Source organism: Trebonia sp., from assembly GCF_030042015.1.
Lineage (GTDB): Bacteria > Actinomycetota > Actinomycetes > Streptosporangiales > Streptosporangiaceae > Trebonia.
In genome coordinates, this window is record NZ_JASIAL010000276.1 from 23801 (window position 1) to 42871 (window position 19071).

Below are 19071 nucleotides of genomic sequence, written 5' to 3' on the forward strand. Positions count from 1 at the left end.
GGCATGGTCGTGACGGACACGGCGGCCGGGATCGCGCTCGACGCCGCGGCGGCCCGCCGCTTCGCCGACGACCATATCGTGCCGCGGGCCGAGCGTTTCGACCGCGAAGGCCGGGTGCCCGACGAGTTCCTCCGGCAGATGTCACGGGCGGGACTGTGGGCGCCCTTTCTGCCGCCGGAGTTCGGCGGCGCGGGCCTGAGCTTCACCGAGCTCGGACGGGTGCACGCGGAAATCGGGCGCGGCTGCTCGTCGGTCCGCAGCCTGCTCACCGTGCACACGATGCTCGCCTGGGCGGTCAACCGCTGGGGCACCGAGGACCAGCGGGCCCGATGGCTCGCGCCGTTGGCTCGCGGGGACCTGCTCGGGGCGGTCTGCATCACCGAGCCCGAGGCGGGCAGCGATACCGCCGGCCTGGCGGCCACGGCGACCCGCGCGGCTGGAGGCTGGCGGCTCACCGGGACCAAGAAGTGGATCACGGGCGGTCAGCGGGCCGACGTGTTTCTCGCATACGCCCGGGCGGGCAGCGGCCTGGCGGCCTTCCTCGTGCCGCGGGGCACTCCTGGCGTGGAGGTCGAGCCGCTCGCCGATATCCTCGGCACCCGTGCGAGCATGCTCGCCACGGTCCGCTTCCGCGACGTCGAAGTAGCATCCGAGGCGCTACTCGGGCCCGCCTCGTTCGTTTCCGGGCTGGTCTTGTCGAGCATGCTCGACATCGGACGGTACAGTGTCGCCGCCGGGTCGCTCGGCATCATCGAGGCCTGCCTCGACGCTTCCGCGGCCTATACATCGGCTCGCAGTGTCGGCGGGAGCATGCTGCGCGACCTGCAGCTTATCCGGGCCAAGATCTCCGACATGGTCACGGACGCCGCCGCGGGGCGGCTGCTGGTCGAGCAGGCCGGCCGGCTCAAGGACGACGGCGATCCCCGGACCGTCATGGCCACCTGGATCGCCAAGTACTTCACCTCCACCGCGGCCGCCAGGCACGCCTCGGCGGCGGTGCAGATCCACGGCGCCAACGGATGCGGCCCCGGTTACCCTGTTGCCCGCTATTACCGCGATGCCAAGGTCATGGAAATCATCGAGGGGAGCACGGAGATACAGCAGCTCACCATCGCCAACACCGCTTATTGGCACCCTTCCCCTGGAAGCACCTCAGTCGTATGAGCACCGGCGGGAACGGCCAGCGCGGCAGGATCAAGTGCGTGATCTGGGACCTCGACAACACCGTGTGGGACGGCGTGCTGCTCGAGGGCGATAGCTGTGCGCTGAGGGCGGACGCCGCCAGGGCGCTTGACGTTCTCGACCAGCGCGGCATCCTGCAGTCAGTGGCCAGCAAGAACGACTCCGATGCCGCTCGCGCGCGGATGCGCGCCCTCGGGATCGATGAGATGTTCGTCTATCCGCAGATCGGCTGGGGCCCGAAGTCCGGCGGGGTCGAGCGGGTCGCCAGATCCCTGAACTTCGGCCTGGACGCGGTGGCGTTCATCGACGACCAGGAATTCGAGCGTGCCGAGGTCGCCCACGCCCACCCCGGCGTGCTGTGTGTCGACCCAGCGGACGTGATCGCGGCGCTCGACACCGCGGAGTTCAGTCCGCGGTTCATTACCGAGGAGTCGAAGCGGCGCCGGGAGATGTACCGCAGTCAGATCGAGCGCGAGGAGGGCGAACGCGGCTTCCAGGGCACCAGCGAGGAATTCCTCGCGTCGCTGCGGATGGTCTTCCGAATCCGCCGCGCTACCCAGGCCGACCTGCGCCGCGCGGAGGAGCTGACGATCCGGACCAACCAGCTCAACTCGACCGGGCACACGTATTCCTACGACGAGCTCGCGGCCCTGTGCGCCAGTCCGGACCATGTGGTCCTTGTCGCCGAGCTCGACGACCGGTTCGGCGCGTACGGCACGATCGGCCTCGCGCTGGTGGCGCGCGACCCGCAGTGCTGGCAACTGCTCCTGCTTCTCATGTCCTGCAGGACGATGTCCCGCGGCGTCGGGACGATCCTGCTCAACCACATCATGGCGATGGCCAGGGACGCCGGGGCGCGGCTGCGCGCCCACTTCGTGGAGACGGGCAGGAACCGGCTGATGCGGGTCACCTATGCGTTCGCCGGATTCACCGAGGTAGCCAGGGACGGCTCGAACGTCATCCTGGAATCCGACCTGTCCGCCATCCAGGTTCCGGCCGCCTACGTCCGGGTGCTAACCGGCTGAGGCCCTGCCCGGCGCGGCGTTCCGCAGCCGCCCGGTGTCCAGGAGGTTGGCCGAGACGGCCAGCGCTCCCGCCTGAAAGCGGCTCACCGCGTCCAGACTGCTCAGCACCGCCGCGATGTGGCGCCGGCAGGTCCGCACCGAGACCCCCAGACGCCTGGCGATCGCCTCGTCGGTCAGCCCGGACGCCAGCAGCTCGACGATCGTCCGCTGCAGGTCGCCGGTGACCCCCTGGTACCCGATATCCCCGGTGGAGTACGGCTCCGCGAACGTCCATACCATTTCGGCGACCTCGCGCAGCAGAGCCACCGTCTGCCGGTGACCGATGACCACGCCGCACGGCCCTGGCTGCTTGTCGTCGAGCAGGAAGGCCGCCTCGTCATCGAAGATGATCACTTGCCGCGGCAGCTGTCCCACGGTCCTGATGTCCCCGCCGAGAGCGATGATCTCCCTCATCGCCGTCCGGGCACGCAGATCGGCCCGGAGCGAATGCTGGACGAGCAGCCGGATAGCCACCCCACGGCACGCCATCGCCGCTATCCGGCCCAGGGGCAGCGGGCCGCCCGGCCGGAAGGCAAGAAACTCCCTGGCGCACTGCTCGACCGCCAGGTGCAGGCGCCCGGACAGCTCGACGTCTCCGCTCAGCGATTCGATCCTTCCCTGGCCGGGCGAGGAGTCCCTGTTGGCCTCGTAATGCGGCTGGAAGAGGCTCAGCCGTGCCTGGATCTGGCGCATTACCGTGCGCTGACGGTGCATCTCCTCGCCGATCGGCGAGATGAGAGACGCCGCGGCGACATCCGGGCTGACCGGGACGAGGGGGCGCCCGCCGTCTCCTGGTCCGGCCCGCAGCAGGTGCAGGTCCACAAGCCGGGCCAGCGCGGCGTCGACGGCCTCAGGCGCGAGTCCGAGTTCTTCGCGCAGCCCCGGATCGCTGTCTGTCACGCCGCCACGCCGCACGGCGCAGGCGTAGACCGCCATGGAGTCGTCGTCGGAGGCGCTCGCGGAAAGTTCCGGGATCCCTGTCATCGCGTCAGCTTCTGGCCCCCTCTGCCACCAGGACGTCGACGTACTCCCCGAGCATCCGCACGGTCGAGTACTCCAGCATCGCGACGCCAGGGACGTTCACCCCGAACCGTTCCCTGATCCGGACCGCCAGCTGTACCGCGACAAGCGAGTTACCGCCAAGGTCGAGGAAATCCACGTCAAGCCCGAGCTGAGAGACCCCGAAGGCGTCCTCCCAGAGCGAGAGCAGTATCCCCTCGGTGGAACTCACCGGTTCGGACGCCGACCGGGGCAGGCCCGCGGACAAGGTGGCGGCGGTATTGGCCAGCATGCCGCCGCGCGCCGACTCGATCATCTCGGCGACCCGGTCGGCTACCCCGGCGACCCGCTTGATCCGGTCGCCGAGCGGTTCGATCGTCACGATATAGTGCGGCTCCTGCGCCGCGCCGATCATGCGCCACAGCAGGTCCAGGGCGAGCGCAGGGGTTATCGGCACCTCGTCGGCGCCCAGGCCGGCCTGCAGCAGCGCGCGGCGCTCCTGCGTCCCGCTGGACTCGATACCCTCCTGGACCGCGTTGACGTCCACGATGCGCACGGAAAAGCCCTCGATCAAGACGGCTTCCCTGCCGTCCTCGTCCAGAAGCGAGATGTCGTAGGACTTGATCGTGGCGTTGACGTCGTCGTGGTTGCGGATGTGGCTGTAGAACCGGCCCGGTAGCGAGTCCCGCACCACGATCCGGTCATAGGCGATCGGCAGGTAGCTGCGGCCCGCGCCCGACCCTTCGGGAAGGTACAGGCTCATCGCCGTCGCGCAGTCGAGCAGTGACGGGTGCAGGACGTATTCCGCCAGGTCGGCATCGAGGCCGGCGGGCAGCCCCAGGCTGGCGAACTGCTCGCCCTGCCCGAGCCCGACCGACTCGACCACCTGCCAGTGCGGCCCGCACACCACCATCCCGCCGGCCCTGCCCGGGTCCGGCTTCCAGCTCAGCAGGTCGCAGCGCTTCGCGATCGCCTCGATGTCCTGCCAGGGTGGCTCGGCACCGTGGTACGGGGCGGCGGTAGCGCTCGCGTGCCGCTCCCACAGCGCGTCCGCTGCCCCGGCCGGCCGGCTGGTCACGGTGAATTCGTAGCTGTCCGGCCCGCGCCGCGTCCCGGTGACCCGCATCTCGCGCGGGCCGTCGATGGTCAACAGGCGGCCGAAGATGAGGTCGCGCAGTTCGATCCCGCCGCCGCCGAACGTCTCCCGGGCGGCCGCCGCGATCATCTCCGCGTAGGAGGTGCCCGGGAAGACCTGGCGGCCGGCTACCAGGTGCTCGGCGAGGACCCAGTGCACGCCGGGGCCGACGACGCGGGAGAAGACGATCTCGCCGCCGTCAAGGACGCGGCGGCCGAGCAGTCCCGGCCCGTTGCCGCCTAGGCCGGCCTCCGCGACGGCGGGTTCCGGTGCGATGACCGATTCTGGGCTGGCGACGTCCGCCGGCTCCGCCGACGGCGGCAAGGCGGCGGCCGGCTGAGCGTCCGGGTCACTGCCGAGCATGCCGACGCCCAGCCACCCGCACCAGCTCACCGACAGGACCCGCGTCCGGCCACCGGACCGCGCCTGCGCGAACGCGTCAAGGAACGCGTTGGCCGCGCAGTAGTCAACCTGACCGAACATCCCGGTCACGCCGAAAACCGAGGAGAACAGCACGAAGAGCTCGATCTGGCCGCCGAGCAGCCGGTCGAGCACGATCGTCCCGTCCACCTTCGGGCGCAGCACGGACTCGGCCCGGTCCCGGCCCTTCATCGCGATCACCCCGGCGCCAGGAACGCCTGCCGCGTGGAACACGCCGTCGATCTTGCCGAACCGCTCGGTGGCGGCGTTCACCACCGCACGCATCGCCGGTTCGTCGGCCACGTCGGCGGACAGCGCCAGCACCTCGCTTCCGAGGCCTTCGAGATCGCGGACCGCCCTGATGCGCGCGCCGATCCCGTCCTGACCGCGCGTGGCCAGGTAATCATCCCACTCGGCCCGGCCGGGAAGCCGCGTGCGCCCGGTGAGGACGAGCCGCGCACCGGCGGACGACGCGAGCTGTCGCGCGACTTGCAGGCCCACGCCGCTGAGACCGCCGGTCACCAGGTAGACGCCGCGGCGGCGCAGCCCGCGCGGCATGGCCACCGGCCCGGCCAGCTCGCCCGCGGGCTCGTAGTCAGCCACCCAGCGGCGGTTACCGCGGTATGCCACGAGCTGGTCGCTGACCGGCACGGCCATCTCACGCAGCAACTGGTCGGCTCCGCTGTCCCGCGGTACGTCGATAAGCTGGCAGGCCACCTGGCGCGCCTCTATCGGCACGACCTTGCACGGGCCGTGCAGCAGCGCCTTGGCCGGCTCCACTTCCTCGGTACCGGAGACGTCGGCGCTGCAGGTGGTGACGACCCGCAGTGTCAGCCCGGCGTCGGGCCAGCGCGTCGTGTAGGCCTGCGTCAGGAACAGCAGGCTGAAGAAGCCGGCTTCGCGAACCTCATGCGTTGCCTTGATCGCGTCTGGCGGCGTGCTGGCCGACGCGGCGGTCCATCCGTGCAGGACGGCGGTGGGACGGCCGACCGAGGCGTCCACCTCCTCGAGCAGCCTGCCGTAGTCGTCCCGGCTGCCCGGGGCGACCTGGTACCGGCCGTCCCCGAGCCCGGCGAACCCGTCCCCGGCCGCGACCTCGATCACGGCCCGCCCGTGCCGGGCCCATGCCGCGGCGGCTTCGGCGACCGGCCCGCTGCCGGGACTGAAGACGAGCAGCGGCCCGTCGTCGGCCTCGCCCGCGGTCGGCGCCGGGAGCCGCCGCTGGCGCCACGCGGGCAGGTAGGCGAGGTCGGCCGGGTCCGCCTGGTCGGCCTCGGCGAGGCCCGCCCGCCCCGCCCGCCCCGGTGACGGCTCAGTCCGCGCACCGGGTTCGGGATCCACCCAGTATCGTGTCCGCTCGTACGGGTAAGCGGGCAGCGGGACGCGCCGCCTGCGCTGGCCTCTGCTCAGCGCGCCCCAGTCCACCGCCGCGCCGCTGGCCCATAGCTCGCCGATGGCCTGGGCGAGCGAACGCCCGTCCTGCGCCGCGCCGTCGCCGCGAGGAGAATCGAGCGAGGAGACAACGCTCGCCGTCCTGCCGAGGCTCTGCCTGGCCAGCGCGGTCAACGACCGCCGGGGGCCGGTCTCCAGCAGCACCGCCCCGGTCTTGGCGGCGGCCTGCACCGCCGCGGCGAATCGCACGGGCCGGCGTACCTGCGCCGCCCAGTAGCCCGGGTCAGCCGCCTGCTCGCCGGTTATCCAGTCCCCGGTGACCGTCGAGAGGAATCGCCGCTCGGGAGGCCTGAGCCCCGCCTGCTCGGCGGAACGCCGCAGCGGCGCGACGATCGGGTCGAGCATCGAGGAGTGGAAGGCGTGCGATGTGTGCAGCAGCGTGCCCTGGACGCCGACTCCTGCCAGCGTCCTGGTGAGCGTGTCTATCGCCTCGTGCGGCCCGGCGACCACGGTGGCGCGCGGCCCGTTGCTCGCGGCCAGGCTGATCTCGCCGCTGAGAACGGCCTCGACCTCCGCCTCTGCCAGCGGCAGGGCAAGCATCGCCCCCGCGGGCATGGCCTGGGTCAGCCGCCCTCTGGTGACCACGAATTCGATCGCGGCGGGCAGGGCGAATACCCCGGCCAGGCAGGCGGCAACTATCTCGCCGATGCTGTGGCCGAGCATTGCCATCGGTTCCACGCCCCAGCTCATCCACAACTGGGCGAGTGCGTACTCAACCGAGAACAGGGCAGGCTGGGCGAACTCGGTGCGGCGCAGCCGGTCCGACAGCTCCGCGGCGTCTGCCGCCGGGGAGCGCGAGCTGAACACGAGGTCGCGCAGATCGTGCCCGAGCGACGGCGCGGCGAGTTCGGCGCATTGATCGAACGCGGCGCGGAAGACCGCCTCGGCCTGGTAGACCTCCGCGGCCATGTCCATGTGCTGCGTTCCCTGGCCAGGGAACATGAAGACGACCGGTGTGTGCTGCATCGGCCTGACTTGGGAGCCCGAGCTGATCGTCAGTGTCTGGAGCGCGGTCCTGTCGTCCCGGCACACGGCGAACGCGCGGTGGGCAAGCTGCGGCCTGCCTATCTGCAGGGTGTAGGCGACATCGGCGAGTTCAAGGCCGGGGTTGGCCTCCAGGTGCTCGAACAGCCTCGGTCCCATCGCCTCGAGCGCGGCCGGGGATTTCGCCGACAGCGGGAGAACCTGCCAGCAGGGCCCGGCGTCGGTCGGCTCGGGCGCGGGCGGTTCCTCGACGATGACGTGGGCGTTGGTGCCGCCGATGCCGAAGGCGCTGACTCCGGCGCGCAGCGGCCCGCCCGTCTTCGGCCAGTGCCGCGATTGCTTGTTGACGTGGAACGGCGTGTCGGAGAAATCGATGAGCGGGTTCGGCTTCTCGTAGTGCAGCGTTCCGGGCAGCCGGTGGTGCCGCATCGCCAGTATGGTCTTGATCAGGCCGGGCATGCCGGACGCGGTGCCGAGATGGCCGATGTTGGACTTCACGCTGCCGATGGGGATCGACCGCCTCGCGGTGGCCCCCGCCTCCCGGTACGCGGTCGTGAGCGCGGCGACCTCCACCGGGTCACCCACCGTGGTCCCGGTGCCGTGGGCTTCGACGTAGCCGATCGAGTCGGGCGAGATGCCGCCCGCCGCCCGCAGCGCCTGCCGGATGACGTCCGCCTGGCCGACGGCGCTCGGCGCGCTGAAACTGCTGCGCTTGGCCCCGTCGTTGTTCACGGCGGAGCCGATCACGACCGCGTGGATCGTGTCGCGATCGGCGATGGCGTCTTCGAGCCGCTTGAGCACGACCGTTCCGGCCCCGTACCCGAAGGTGGTGCCGGTGGCATCGGCGTCGAACGGCCGCACGTGCCCGTCGCGCGAGTAGATGCTGTTCTCCGCCCAGACATGGCCCCTGGTGTACGGGGCCCGCACGTTGACCGCACCGGCCAGGGCCATCGAGCACTCGCCGGCTGCGAGCGCACGGCACGCCTGGTGGACCGTGACCAGCGCCGTGGAGCACGCGGTCGCGATCGACACAGCGGGCCCGGACAGGCCGAGGGCGTAGGCTACCCTGGTCGCGATGTAGTCGGAGGCGTTGTTGAACTCGATGGCCAGGTCGCCGGCCCCGGCGCGCGCCTTGTCGTTCTCGTGGACGTACTCCTCGGCGTAGGTGTTGGGCGCCCCGCCCCCGTAGACGCCGATGCGACCCGCGTAGCGGGCGGGATCGTAGCCCGCGTGCTGCAGTGCCGCGTGGCAGACCTCGAGGAAAATCCGCTGCTGCGGGTCGGCGATTTGCGCCTCGCGCGCGGTATAGCCAAAGTACCGGGCGTCGAAACCCTCAATGTCGTCGAGCATCGGGACGAATGGCACGTGATTGGGGTTAGCTATCAGCGATTCCGACAGCCCGGCCGCCCGCATCTGGTCAGGTTCCAGTTTGGTAAGCGACTCCACGCCGTTTATGAGATTCTGCCAGAACTCATCGATATCGCCTGCGCCGGGGAACCTCCCCGCCATCCCGATGATGGCGATACGCGGGCTGGCCGGTACGGAGGCATCCTCAAGTGCACTCACCCGTATTACTCCTTAGGTATCCAGCCGCACGCCGGCCAGCTACCCGCCGCCGGCGTTCCTGTCCGCGGAAAGGCCGGCGGCGGACTAATCTCTTTAGCGTAGGCACAACCTCCCGGCTGGCAGTATGTCGGATTCATGTGACGCTATCGCTGCTTAACGATGCTTGACAGCGCCGGATTCGGTACCCGGTACCTGTGTAGTCCCTTTGCTTGACATACATGACGAGGCGCGCCGCCACGCATATATGACTTTCCTAGCGTGCTGCACTGCCATCTAACCTTATAACAGGTAGTTCCGACACGCGGCCCCGATGAAGCAGCGCGCTGATTCTCGGGTTGCTAATCCATGGGAGCACCCTAGTGCCCGGTCCGCCTCGCGATGATCACATTGCCGTTGTCGGGATGGCCTGCCGCTTTCCTGGAGCGAACACGACGAGCGAATACTGGCAGAATCTGGTCGACGGGGTCGAGTCAATTACCTGGCTGAGCGAAGAGGATCTGGCCGCGAGCGGCGTCCCGCCGCGCGAGTTCAGGCATCCGCACTATGTCAAGGCGGCTTTCCTCATCGAGGACATGGAATACTTCGACGCCCGCTTCTTCGGCTACACGCCGCGCGAAAGTGAGGTGCGCGACCCGCAGGGGCGCTGGTTCCTTGAGACCTGCTACGCCGCGGTTCAGGACAGCGGCTACGACGTGGGCCGCCTCGGCGGTCTCGTTGCCGTAGTCGGCGGCATGGCCAACAACCTGTACGGCGAGCACTACGTCAAGCGCAACGCGGCGCTGAGCGCGGCCGTGGGGCCGATGGCGATCGGGGTGGGAAGCGCGCCGGACTACCTCGCCACGACCGTCTCCTACCGGCTGGGCTTGCGCGGGCCGAGCATCAGCGTGCAGACCGCGTGTTCCACCTCGCTGCTCGCCGTGCACATCGCCAGCCAGCTGCTGCGCAGCGGCGAATGCGACTACGCGCTCGCGGGCGGGGCTCAGGTGGAACTGCCCGGCCGTGCCGGGCACACCTGGCTGGAAGGCGGCATTTACACCAAGACCGGCCATATCCGTCCCTTCGATGCCGAGGCGTCCGGCACCATATTCGGCAGCGGCGTCGGCGTCGTGGCGCTCAAACGCCTCTGCGACGCGGTCGATGACCGCGACCACATCTACGGGGTACTACGCGGTTCCGCGGTAAACAACGACGGCGGCGCCCGGGCCGGGTTCACCGCCCCGGGTGTCGAGGGCCAGGTGCAGCTGATCACGGAGGCGCTCGCGGTCGCCGAGGTGGACCCCGACACGATCGGCTATGTCGAGGCGCACGCGACCGGGACGCTGGTCGGCGACCCGATAGAGGTCGCCGGGCTGCGGCGGGCCTACCAGGACGCGGGCTGCTCGGCCAGGCAGTCGATCCCGATCGGCTCCGTCAAAGGGAACATCGGGCACCTCGGCCCGGCATCCGGCGTCGCCGGCCTCATCAAGGTCTGCCTCGCGCTCGAGCACGAGCAGCTGCCGCCGAGCATCAACTACGAGCGGCCGAACCCCAACCTGGCACTGGACGGGAGCCCGTTCTTCGTGACCACCGAGTTGCGGGCGTGGCCGGTGAGCGAATCGCCGCGCCGGGCGGGTGTCAGTTCGTTTGGCATCGGCGGCACGAACGTCCATGTGATCGTCGAGGAGGCGCCGGCCCCGCGCAGCTCCCCCTGTCCGGCGGGTCCGCGCCGCCGGTGGCACACGATTCCCGTGTCCGCCAAGACAGCCGCGACCGCCGATGCCGCCGCCCGTGCCCTCCGCGAGGCACTGCCGAACATGAAGGGTTGCGCCCTCGAGGACGTCGCGTTCACCGCCCAGGTAGGGCGTCCCGCGTTCGGCCACCGGCGTGCGGTGGCCGCCGAGACCATCGAGACCGCCGCCGACGCTCTCGCGGCGGCGGTTGACCGCCGCGCGGCCGTGGCCGCCGCTGCCGGGCGGCCGCTGGTCATGATGTTCCCTGGGCAGGGCACGCAGCACCTCGGCATGGGGCGCGATCTCTACCAGACCGAGCCTGCCTATCATGACGCGCTTGCCATGTGCGCTGGGCTGCTGGCCCCGCACGTTGGCCTCGACATCAGGGACCTGATCTTCGCCCGCGAGGGCTCCGGGCATGAGGCGCGGCTCCGCGAAACGCGGTACAGCCAGCCTGCCCTGTTCGCCGTGGAATACGCGCTCGCCACCACGCTGGCCACGGCGGGCATCACGCCAGCCAGCATGATCGGCCATTCCGTCGGCGAGTACGTCGCGGCGTGCCTGGCCGGCGTCTTCACGCTGTCCGACGCGCTCGCGATCATCGCGGCCCGCGGCCGCCTGATGCAGGCGATGCCGCCCGGCGCGATGCTGGCCGTTGACTGCCCGGCGTTCCTCGTCCAGTCGATGCTCCCGCGGGACGCGGAGATCGCGGCCGTCAACGGCCCGCGGTCCACGGTCATCGCCGGACCGGGTCCGGCGGTCGCGGCTGCCCGGCAGTTGCTGGAAGCCAGGCAGATCGGCTGCACCGAACTGGTCACCTCACACGCGTTCCACTCCAGCCTGATCGAACCGTGCCGGGAGGAGTTCGCGGCTGTCGTCGCCGGATATGACATGAGCCGGCCGGCGATCCCGTTCGTCTCCAACGTGACCGGGACCTGGATCACCGACGAGAACGCGACAGACCCGCAGTACTGGGCGCGGCACCTGCGCTCCCCCGTGCTGTTCGCGGACGGGATCTCCGCCCTCGGCCGGGACGTCCTGCTCCTGGAGGTCGGCCCCGGCGACACGCTGTCCAGGCTGGCACGCCAGATCACCGGCAGCGCGGCGGTGCCGGTGGTGACGGCCATGCGGCATCCGCTCCGCTCCGGTCCGGACGACCGGGTGCTCGCCGAGGCGCTTGGCGAACTGTGGTGCCAGGGCGCCGAGGTCGACTGGGCCGCCTGGGCCGCATGGACAGGCAAGCGCCGCCGCGTCCCGCTGCCCGCCTACCCGTTCGAACGCCAGCCCTTCTGGGCTCAGCCAGATCCGGCGCCGGCCTCGGACCGCGATGGCGGGGACGAAGACGACTTGCCGCTGCCGCCGGAGCGCTGCACGTTCACGCCGATATGGCGGGAGGCGCCGCTCGACGAGCCGGCGGGCCAGGTCGCGGGGGCGCGCGTCCTGGTCTTCGACAGCGGGCACCCCGTAATCGGCGCGCTGACAGCCGCGCTGGCCGCCAGCGGCGCCGCCGTGACCGTGGTCAGCCCTGGCGCCTCGTTCGCGGCCACGGGTCCCGGCCGGTACACGGTCCACCCCGCGGACGCCGCCGATCTGCACGCGCTGCTCGACGCGCTGCCGGACGGCCTGCCCGCGCATATCGTGCACGCCTTCGGCCTGACCGAGCCGCACCCGGATGCCGTCGGCCAGGCGGCGGTCACGGCCGGCCGGGACGGTTTCTACAGCCTGCTCCACCTCGGCAGGGAGCTGGCCGCTCGCAGCGGCGGGGCGCCGGTCCGGGTGCACGTGGTCTCGAGCAACATGCAGGAGATCTCGGGCACCGAGCCGCTGGAACCCGCCAAGGCCCTGTGGCTCGGGCCGGTGATGCTGGCGCAGCGGGAAATTCCCGGGGTGTCCTCCCGGAGCATCGACCTCGCGGTCCCTGGCCCGCTGCCGTCGGCGGCTGTGGCCGCCCAGCTTCTCGCCGAGATGACGGCCCCCGCGCGGCACGCTCAGGTCGGCTGGCGCGGCCGCAAGCGGTGGCGGCTTGATTATCAGGGCATGCCGCTGGCGACGCCGCTCCGCGACCGCCCGCAGGGCGCGACGTACCTGATCACCGGCGGTCTCGGCGCGCTCGGGCTGGTCGTCGCCGAGGACCTGGCAGACACCGCGCCCGCCACGATCGTGCTGCTCGCCCGGACCCCGGTCCCGCCGCGTGCGAGCTGGCCGGCGCTGATCGCGTCGGCCGACACCGACGAGAAGCTCCGCGGCAGGCTCAGCCGGCTGCTGGGCATCGAGGAGCGCGGCTCGACGGTCGTGACGGTCTCCTGCGACGTGTCGGACGAATCCGCGCTGCGCGCCGCCGTCACGGCGGTGCGCGAGCGGTACGGCCGGATCAGCGGCGCCTATCACTGCGCCGGAGTCGCGGGCGGCGCGATGATGGCCATCCGGGCCGACGCCGACGCCGACGCAGTGCTCGCGGCGAAGGTGGCCGGGACGCTGGCGCTGTACCGCCTGCTGGGCGAGGAGGCGGAGTTCCTCGTGCTGTTCTCCTCGCTGACCGCCGCGACCGGAGCGTTCGGCCAGGTCGACTACTGCGCGGCGAACAACTTCCTGGACTCCTTCGCCCGCTGGGCGGCCCAGCAGGGCAGGCCGGTCTACTCAATCGGCTGGATGCGGTGGACCGACTCGGGCATGGCCGTGGAGCATGAGGGCGCGGCCCCGCACGCGTTCAGGGAACTGCAGGTCGGGGCGCGCTACGAGCCCGCCGCGCATCCCCTGCTCGACCGCCGCGTCGCCGCGCCTGGCGAGACGATCTTGTTCAGCACCCTGCTCGAGCCGGGCGCCCGCTGGATCTGCGCGGAGCACCGGCTTGACGGCGCGGATGTCGTCGTCGGCACCGCCCTGCTCGAGATGATCGACGGTGCCTACCGGGAGGCGCTCGCGGCGACGCCGGAGATCAGCGATGTCGTCTTCATCGGGCCGATCGGGATCACCGGGCCCACCGAGATCCGGACCGGATTCGTCCCCGACGGCGACGGGCACGCGGTGACCGTCACCGTCGGCGCGTCCGGCCAGGGCGGCTGGACCTGGGCGGAACGGCTGCGCTGCCGGGTCAAGCCCGGGGAGCCCGCGGCTGTCCCGGTGCATGACATCGCGGAGATCAGGGCCAGATGCTCGACGGCGGCGTTCGCCGACGGCCAGCTCCCGTCCGCCGCTGGCATGATCGACCACGGCGCCCACTGGGCCGGCAATGTCAAGACGATGGCGGTCGGCGACAGGGAAGAGCTGTCGCTCGTCGAGCTCCCTGAGGCATTCTGGCCGGAGGCCGGCCAGTACCGCCTGCACCCGGCGCTCCTGGACACCGCCGTCACCGAGGCCAGGTACGACGAGGAGCGAATCGCGCGCGGCGAAAGCTATCTCCCGTTCGGCTACGGCCGGATCCGCGTTCACGAGCCGCTGCCGCCGCGATTTTGGGTGCACATCCGGCACCTGAGCGAGCCGGGCGCCGAGTTCGACCGGGTGACGGCGGTGCTGATGCACGGTGACGGGACCGAGATCGCCCACATCGACGAGTACGCCGAGCGGCGAGTGGACCGGACGGCCGTCCGCGCCGCGGTAGACGGCCGCGTCGGCGGCGGGAACGCCGCCGACGCGGCCAGTACGCCCGTGCACAGTCTGGACGAGGTCAGCGTCACCCCGGACCTGGGCCGCGATGTCCTGCGGCGGGTCCTGTACTGGCGGCCCGCGCCGCACATCCTGGTGGTCCCCGAGGGCATCGATCGCAACCTGCGCCGCACCCAGGCGCTCACCATCGACGTGGTACGGCAGAACCTCGGCACGGCGCCCTTCACCGGCGCGGGCCAGGATCGCCTAGTCGACACGCCGTACACGGCGCCGGCCACGGACACCGAGCGGACCATCGCCCGGCTGTGGGAAACGTCGCTTGGCATCGCGCGAGTCGGGATCGACGACGTGTTCTTCGAGCTTGGCGGCAATTCGCTGGTCGCGGTGCAGCTTGCCGCCCGGATGCGCGAGGTGTTCGCGGTCGACCTGCCGATCGCCGTGCTCTTCGATCTGCCGACCGTGCGCGCCCTCGCCGAATTCGTCTCCGCCACGCGAGCCCTCCAGGAGACAGGGGCGGCGCCGTGAGCCCGGTCCGGCCCGGCACCGGGTTCTCGGCCTGGATACAGTACGTCCAGCCGGTGTCAGCCGGCGGCATGGTCCTGGTGTGCTTCCCGCACGCGGCGGGAAGCGCGTCCGCCTACCGGGACTGGTGCGCCGTCCTCGCCGGCTACGGCATCGAGGTCTGGCCGGTGCAGCTGCCCGGCCGGGAGAGCCGGTTCACCGAGCCACTGACCACGGACCTGGCGGAGCTGACCGGTGCGGTCGCGGAACCGCTGCGGACGAACCTCGCCGGACGCCCGTACGCCATCTACGGCCACAGTGCCGGCGCGATGATGGCATACGGGCTCGCGCTCCGCATGGAGGCCGACGGCGGGCCTGGTCCCTATCACCTGTTCGTCGGCGCGTGCAGGCCGCCCAGCCGGCCGGACCCGGACTTCCCGATCCACCGGCTCCCGCCCGATCGCTTCCTCGCGAGGCTGACCGGATACGGCCGAATCCCGCAGGAGATCCTCGGCTTCCCCGACCTGGTCGAGCAGATAGCCACCACCGCCCGTGCCGACCTGCGGCTGGTCGAGACCCATCCCTGGGATTCCGGCATGGTGGTGGACTGCCCGGTGACCGCGTTCGGCGGCGTGTCCGACCCCGCCGTCCCGGTAGGGACGCTGGCGGACTGGGGCCAGATCACGAGCGGGACGTTCACGCGAGTCGTCCTGCCCGGCGGCCATTTCCCCCCGCCCTCCGGGGAACGGCAACTGCTTGAAGGCATCCGTCGTGGCATCGGCTGAGACCCGCGCTCCCGCCCCGGTCGCCGCGCGGTCCCGCGGCCGCGATCCGGCCGCGGCGGTGGAACTGACCGAGCTGACCAAGGTCTACCCGCGGCGGCGCGGGGCCAGCGGCCCGGCGGCCCCGTCGGTGGACCACATCAACCTCGTGATCCCGGTCGGCCAGGTCTTCGGCCTGCTCGGACCGAACGGCGCCGGCAAGTCCACGACGATCCGCATGATCGCCACCTTGCTCGAGCCGACATCCGGGCAGGTGCGGGTCTGCGGCCTCGACACCAGGACCCGGCAGCGCGAGGTCAGGAACATGCTCGGAGTCGCGCTCGGCGGCGAGCGCAGCGTCTACTGGAAGCTGACCGCCCGGCAGAACCTGGAATACTTCGCGGCGCTGCACGGCAGCTCCCGCCGCAAGTCCCGGAGCCGGATCAGCGACGTTCTCGACCAGATGGGCCTGGCCGATCACGCCGACGACCATATCGAGACCTGGTCCAGCGGCATGCGGCAGCGGCTTGTGCTGGCCCGCGCGCTGCTGAACTGGCCGCGTGTGCTGCTGCTCGACGAGCCGTCAAGCGGCCTGGACCCGCGTGCCACGCAGGCCATGCACGAGCACATCCTGCGGCTGAAGGACGCCGGGCACACGATCCTGCTCACGACCCACGACATGGCCGAGGCGGACGCGCTGTCGGACCGGCTCGGCATCATCGACGGCGGGAAGCTGGTGGGCGAGGGCACCTCCGCCGAGCTGAAGCGGTCGGTCGGTGCGACCCAGGTCGTCCGCGCGCGGATCGCGGTCGCGTCGCAAGCGGGCCTGGATCTGATCGTCGGCGATCTGGCCCCTATCGCCAGGATCACGGTCGAAACCGGTCACGGTCCCTGCGCCGCGGACGGCGCGGGGCCGGACGACGGCGCCGTCACGGCCGGCCGCGCTGTCGAGCTGACCCTGCTGGCCACGAACGGCACCGACCTGGTGTCGGCGGTGATCGCCACCGTCGCCAAGCGAGGCGGTTCGGTGCTGCGCGTGGAGAACGACCCGGTCAGCCTGCGGGACGTCTTCATCACGCTGACCGGGAGGGGGCTGTCCAGTGAACCGCCTTCCGCATGAGGCCGCCGCGTTCGCCGCCACCGTCCGCAAGGAGTGGCAGGTGATGATGCGCTACTGGCCGAACACCACGATGCTGCTGCTCGAGACCGTGCTGATGCCGCTGGCTTACTGGGCGCAGGCGATGGGGTTCGAGGGCGGCTCCGCGAGCGCCTCGCACGCGTTCACCCAGCGCTCAGGCACGCAGAGCGTGGCCGGCTTCATCTACCTCGGCTGGGCCGTTTACATGTGGATCAGCACGATGATCTGGGGTCCGGGCATGTGGCTGCGCAGGGAGCGCATGCAGGGATCGCTTGAGAGCCTGTTCCTGACCCCGGTCTCCCGCTTTACGTTGCTGTTCGCGCCATCGGTGGCACAGCTCTTCCCGACCGCGCTTGAGTTCACCCTGGCCGGGCTGATGATGCGGTTCGCCTTCGGAGTCCCGCTCGGGGCCGGGCAGATAGCCGGCGGGGTGATCGTCATGCTCGCCTCCGTCCCGGTGCTGTTCGCGCTGGGCGGGCTGGTCGGGGTGCTGGTGATGCGGGTGCGCGACTCCGCCGGCGTGGGCGCGGCGATCCGCGGGCTGGTCGCCATCCTCTGCGGTGTCACCTATCCGATCGCGATCCTGCCCGGCTGGGTCCACCCGATCAGCTACGCGCTGCCGGTCACGCAGGTGCTGAACGCGCTGCGCGGGACCGTGCTCGACAGCCCGGCGATCCCTGGCCTATGGAGCAGGTGCCTGCTGCTGCTCGCCCTCGGCGCCGCCATCGGCGCACTGGCGGTGGTGCTGCTCGGACTGACGATGCGCAGCATCAGCCGCACGGGCCGGCTGGGGCAGTTTTGATCCGGGCGACCGCCGCGGTCGTGCTGCGGGAATGGCGGGTGCAGCGCCGCTACCCGGTCAGCATGGTCAACCTCGCCTTCCTGACGCCGCTGTACCAGCTGGCCCTGCCCACGCTGCTGCTCGGCAGCGCGTTCGTCGTGGGCGGCTCAGCGGTCGGGCTGTCCAGGCAGACTGGCACCAGCGACCTCGCCGGCTGGATCGGGGCGGGAGTGCTCACCGCGACGCTGCTTGTCGGGGCCGTGACCAGCGTGTACGAGACACTCGAGGCCGACAGGCAGACCGGTGTGATCGAGCACTCGTGGGCCAGCCCCGCGCCGCGGCAGGCGTTCGTCCTCGGCGGCGTGCTGACCGGGAGCCTGTTCGGCACCGTGTCCAGCATCGTCCTGCTCACGATCGCCGTCACGCTGCTGCACGGCTCGTTCGCGCTGCCCGGCGTGCTGCTGAGCCTTCCCGTCCTGCTGCTCATGCTGGCCGGAAACTGCGGCTACAGCTACCTGGTGGGAGCCGCGGTGCTCGTGCTGCGCGAAGCCGACGTGATCGTCGAGCTGCCCACCCTGCTCGTCATGCTGTTCTCCGGCGTGTTCTTCCCGCTGACACTGTTGCCCGCGGCCGCACGGCTGCCCACCTACATCCTGCCTGACACCTGGGAACTTGACCTGATCAGGCATCTCACCCTGGCTACCCGGCCGCTCGCCCCCGTGGCAGCGGAGGTGGCGGCGGCGGTCGCGACCGCCGCCGCGTGGCTGGCGATCGGCGTCTGGGCCTTCCTCAGCACCGAACGTCGCCTGCGCGCGGCCGGCACCCTCGCCCAATTCTGAGCTGAAAGGACCGACATGACATTGAAACCACCGCTGCGGCCGGTTTCGATCTCGACGCGATTCGGCAGCGCGGTCCGCATGACCGAGCTGGCCGGAATCGCCGGGGAGCTCGGCGCGGACCAGATATGGGTGGCGCAGCTACCGGACCACCGGGACGCGACGATCCTGTCCAGCATGTTCCTGCAGGCCGCCCCGGCCGCGCTGGTCGGCACCGCGGTGCTGCCCGCCTATGCCCGGCATCCGGTATCGACGGCGCAGGCCGCGCTGACGCTGTCGGAGTTCTCCGGCGGGCGGTTCGCGCTCGGAGTGGGCTACAGCCATCAGTTCGTCAACGAATATGTGCTCGGCTGCCGGCCGGGGCCGCCGATCGGAGCGATGCGCGATTACCTGCGGATCGTCACGGATCTGATCGAGCAGGGCGCGTCCACCCTGGAGGGCAGGCACTTCACCGGCCGCGCCCAGTACGGATCGCCCCGGGGGCCGGTGCCGCTCTTCCTCGCGGCACTGCGCCCGCAGATGATCAGGCTGGCCGTGCAGCGCTGCGACGGCATCCTGCTATGGCTGTGCACCCCGCGGTACATCAGGGAGCATGTCACCCCCGTGGTCCGCGAGGCGTGCGCCAAGTTCGGGAAGGACCCCGAGCAGTTCCAGGTCCTCACCCTGGTTCCCACGCACGTCACAGACGACCCCGGCGATGCCTACGAGACAGCCACCCGGCAGATACAGGCCTACCGGCTGCTGCCCTACTACCGCTACGTGCTCGAGGCGAACGGCGAACTCGACCCGAGGGAGCTGACCCTGTTCGGCACCAAGGACCAGATCAGGGCCCAGATGGAGGTGTACAGGGGAGCCGGGACCACGCCAGTCATCGCGCCCTTCGCCGAGACGCCCGACGAGTTCGCCGAGACGGTCACCGCGGCCTTCGAGCAGTGAAGAA

General features: G+C 70.9%; 10 protein-coding genes. 8 read left to right on the forward strand and 2 right to left on the reverse strand.

All coding sequences use genetic code 11. From position 1 onward, the window contains the following. Window positions 1–3 precede the first annotated feature (3 nt). Window positions 4–1164, forward strand: a complete 1161-nt coding sequence (locus Q1N79_RS14970) for an acyl-CoA dehydrogenase family protein (RefSeq protein WP_300609516.1) — start codon at window positions 4–6, stop codon at window positions 1162–1164. Beyond that, the gene (locus tag Q1N79_RS14975; RefSeq protein WP_300609518.1) at window positions 1161–2207 is read left to right on the forward strand and encodes an HAD family hydrolase; all 1047 of its coding nucleotides are present in this window, start codon (window positions 1161–1163) and stop codon (window positions 2205–2207) included. Before Q1N79_RS14970 ends, Q1N79_RS14975 begins: the two co-directional genes overlap by 4 nt. Here the strand turns inward: Q1N79_RS14975 and Q1N79_RS14980 are convergent. Together Q1N79_RS14980 and Q1N79_RS14985 are read right to left on the reverse strand one after the other, a co-directional pair. Further along, entirely contained in the window at window positions 2196–3230 is a 1035-nt protein-coding gene (locus Q1N79_RS14980; protein ID WP_300609520.1) for a helix-turn-helix transcriptional regulator, read from the reverse strand. The two genes, Q1N79_RS14975 and Q1N79_RS14980, sit on opposite strands and share 12 nt — an antisense overlap. Window positions 3231–3234: 4 nt before the next feature. After that, complete coding sequence (locus Q1N79_RS14985) at window positions 3235–8802, reverse strand: type I polyketide synthase (RefSeq protein WP_300609522.1); 5568 nt, start codon at window positions 8800–8802, stop codon at window positions 3235–3237. 359 nt (window positions 8803–9161) lie between these two features. On the opposite strand from Q1N79_RS14985, the gene Q1N79_RS14990 reads away from it, so the two are divergent. Genes Q1N79_RS14990 through Q1N79_RS15015 form a run of 6 tightly spaced genes read left to right on the forward strand, consistent with a single transcriptional unit; the run spans window position 9162 to window position 19067 of the window. Beyond that, window positions 9162–14639 (forward strand): type I polyketide synthase, encoded by a 5478-nt coding sequence (locus Q1N79_RS14990; RefSeq protein ID WP_300609524.1) that lies wholly within the window; start codon window positions 9162–9164, stop codon window positions 14637–14639. Further along, window positions 14636–15400 carry an alpha/beta fold hydrolase gene (locus tag Q1N79_RS14995; protein WP_300609526.1) on the forward strand — a complete coding sequence of 255 codons (765 nt, stop codon included), beginning with the start codon at window positions 14636–14638 and terminating at the stop codon, window positions 15398–15400. The genes Q1N79_RS14990 and Q1N79_RS14995 overlap by 4 nt, the downstream gene beginning before the upstream one ends. After that, window positions 15387–16496, forward strand: a complete 1110-nt coding sequence (locus Q1N79_RS15000; RefSeq protein WP_300609528.1) for an ABC transporter ATP-binding protein — start codon at window positions 15387–15389, stop codon at window positions 16494–16496. The genes Q1N79_RS14995 and Q1N79_RS15000 overlap by 14 nt, the downstream gene beginning before the upstream one ends. Beyond that, the gene (locus Q1N79_RS15005) at window positions 16477–17316 is read left to right on the forward strand and encodes an ABC transporter permease (protein WP_300609530.1); all 840 of its coding nucleotides are present in this window, start codon (window positions 16477–16479) and stop codon (window positions 17314–17316) included. The genes Q1N79_RS15000 and Q1N79_RS15005 overlap by 20 nt, the downstream gene beginning before the upstream one ends. After that, window positions 17313–18134, forward strand: a complete 822-nt coding sequence (locus tag Q1N79_RS15010; protein WP_300609532.1) for an ABC transporter permease — start codon at window positions 17313–17315, stop codon at window positions 18132–18134. Before Q1N79_RS15005 ends, Q1N79_RS15010 begins: the two co-directional genes overlap by 4 nt. A 15-nt stretch (window positions 18135–18149) precedes the next feature. Further along, entirely contained in the window at window positions 18150–19067 is a 918-nt protein-coding gene (locus Q1N79_RS15015; RefSeq protein WP_300609534.1) for an LLM class flavin-dependent oxidoreductase, read from the forward strand. The last annotated feature ends 4 nt before the right edge of the window (window positions 19068–19071 follow it).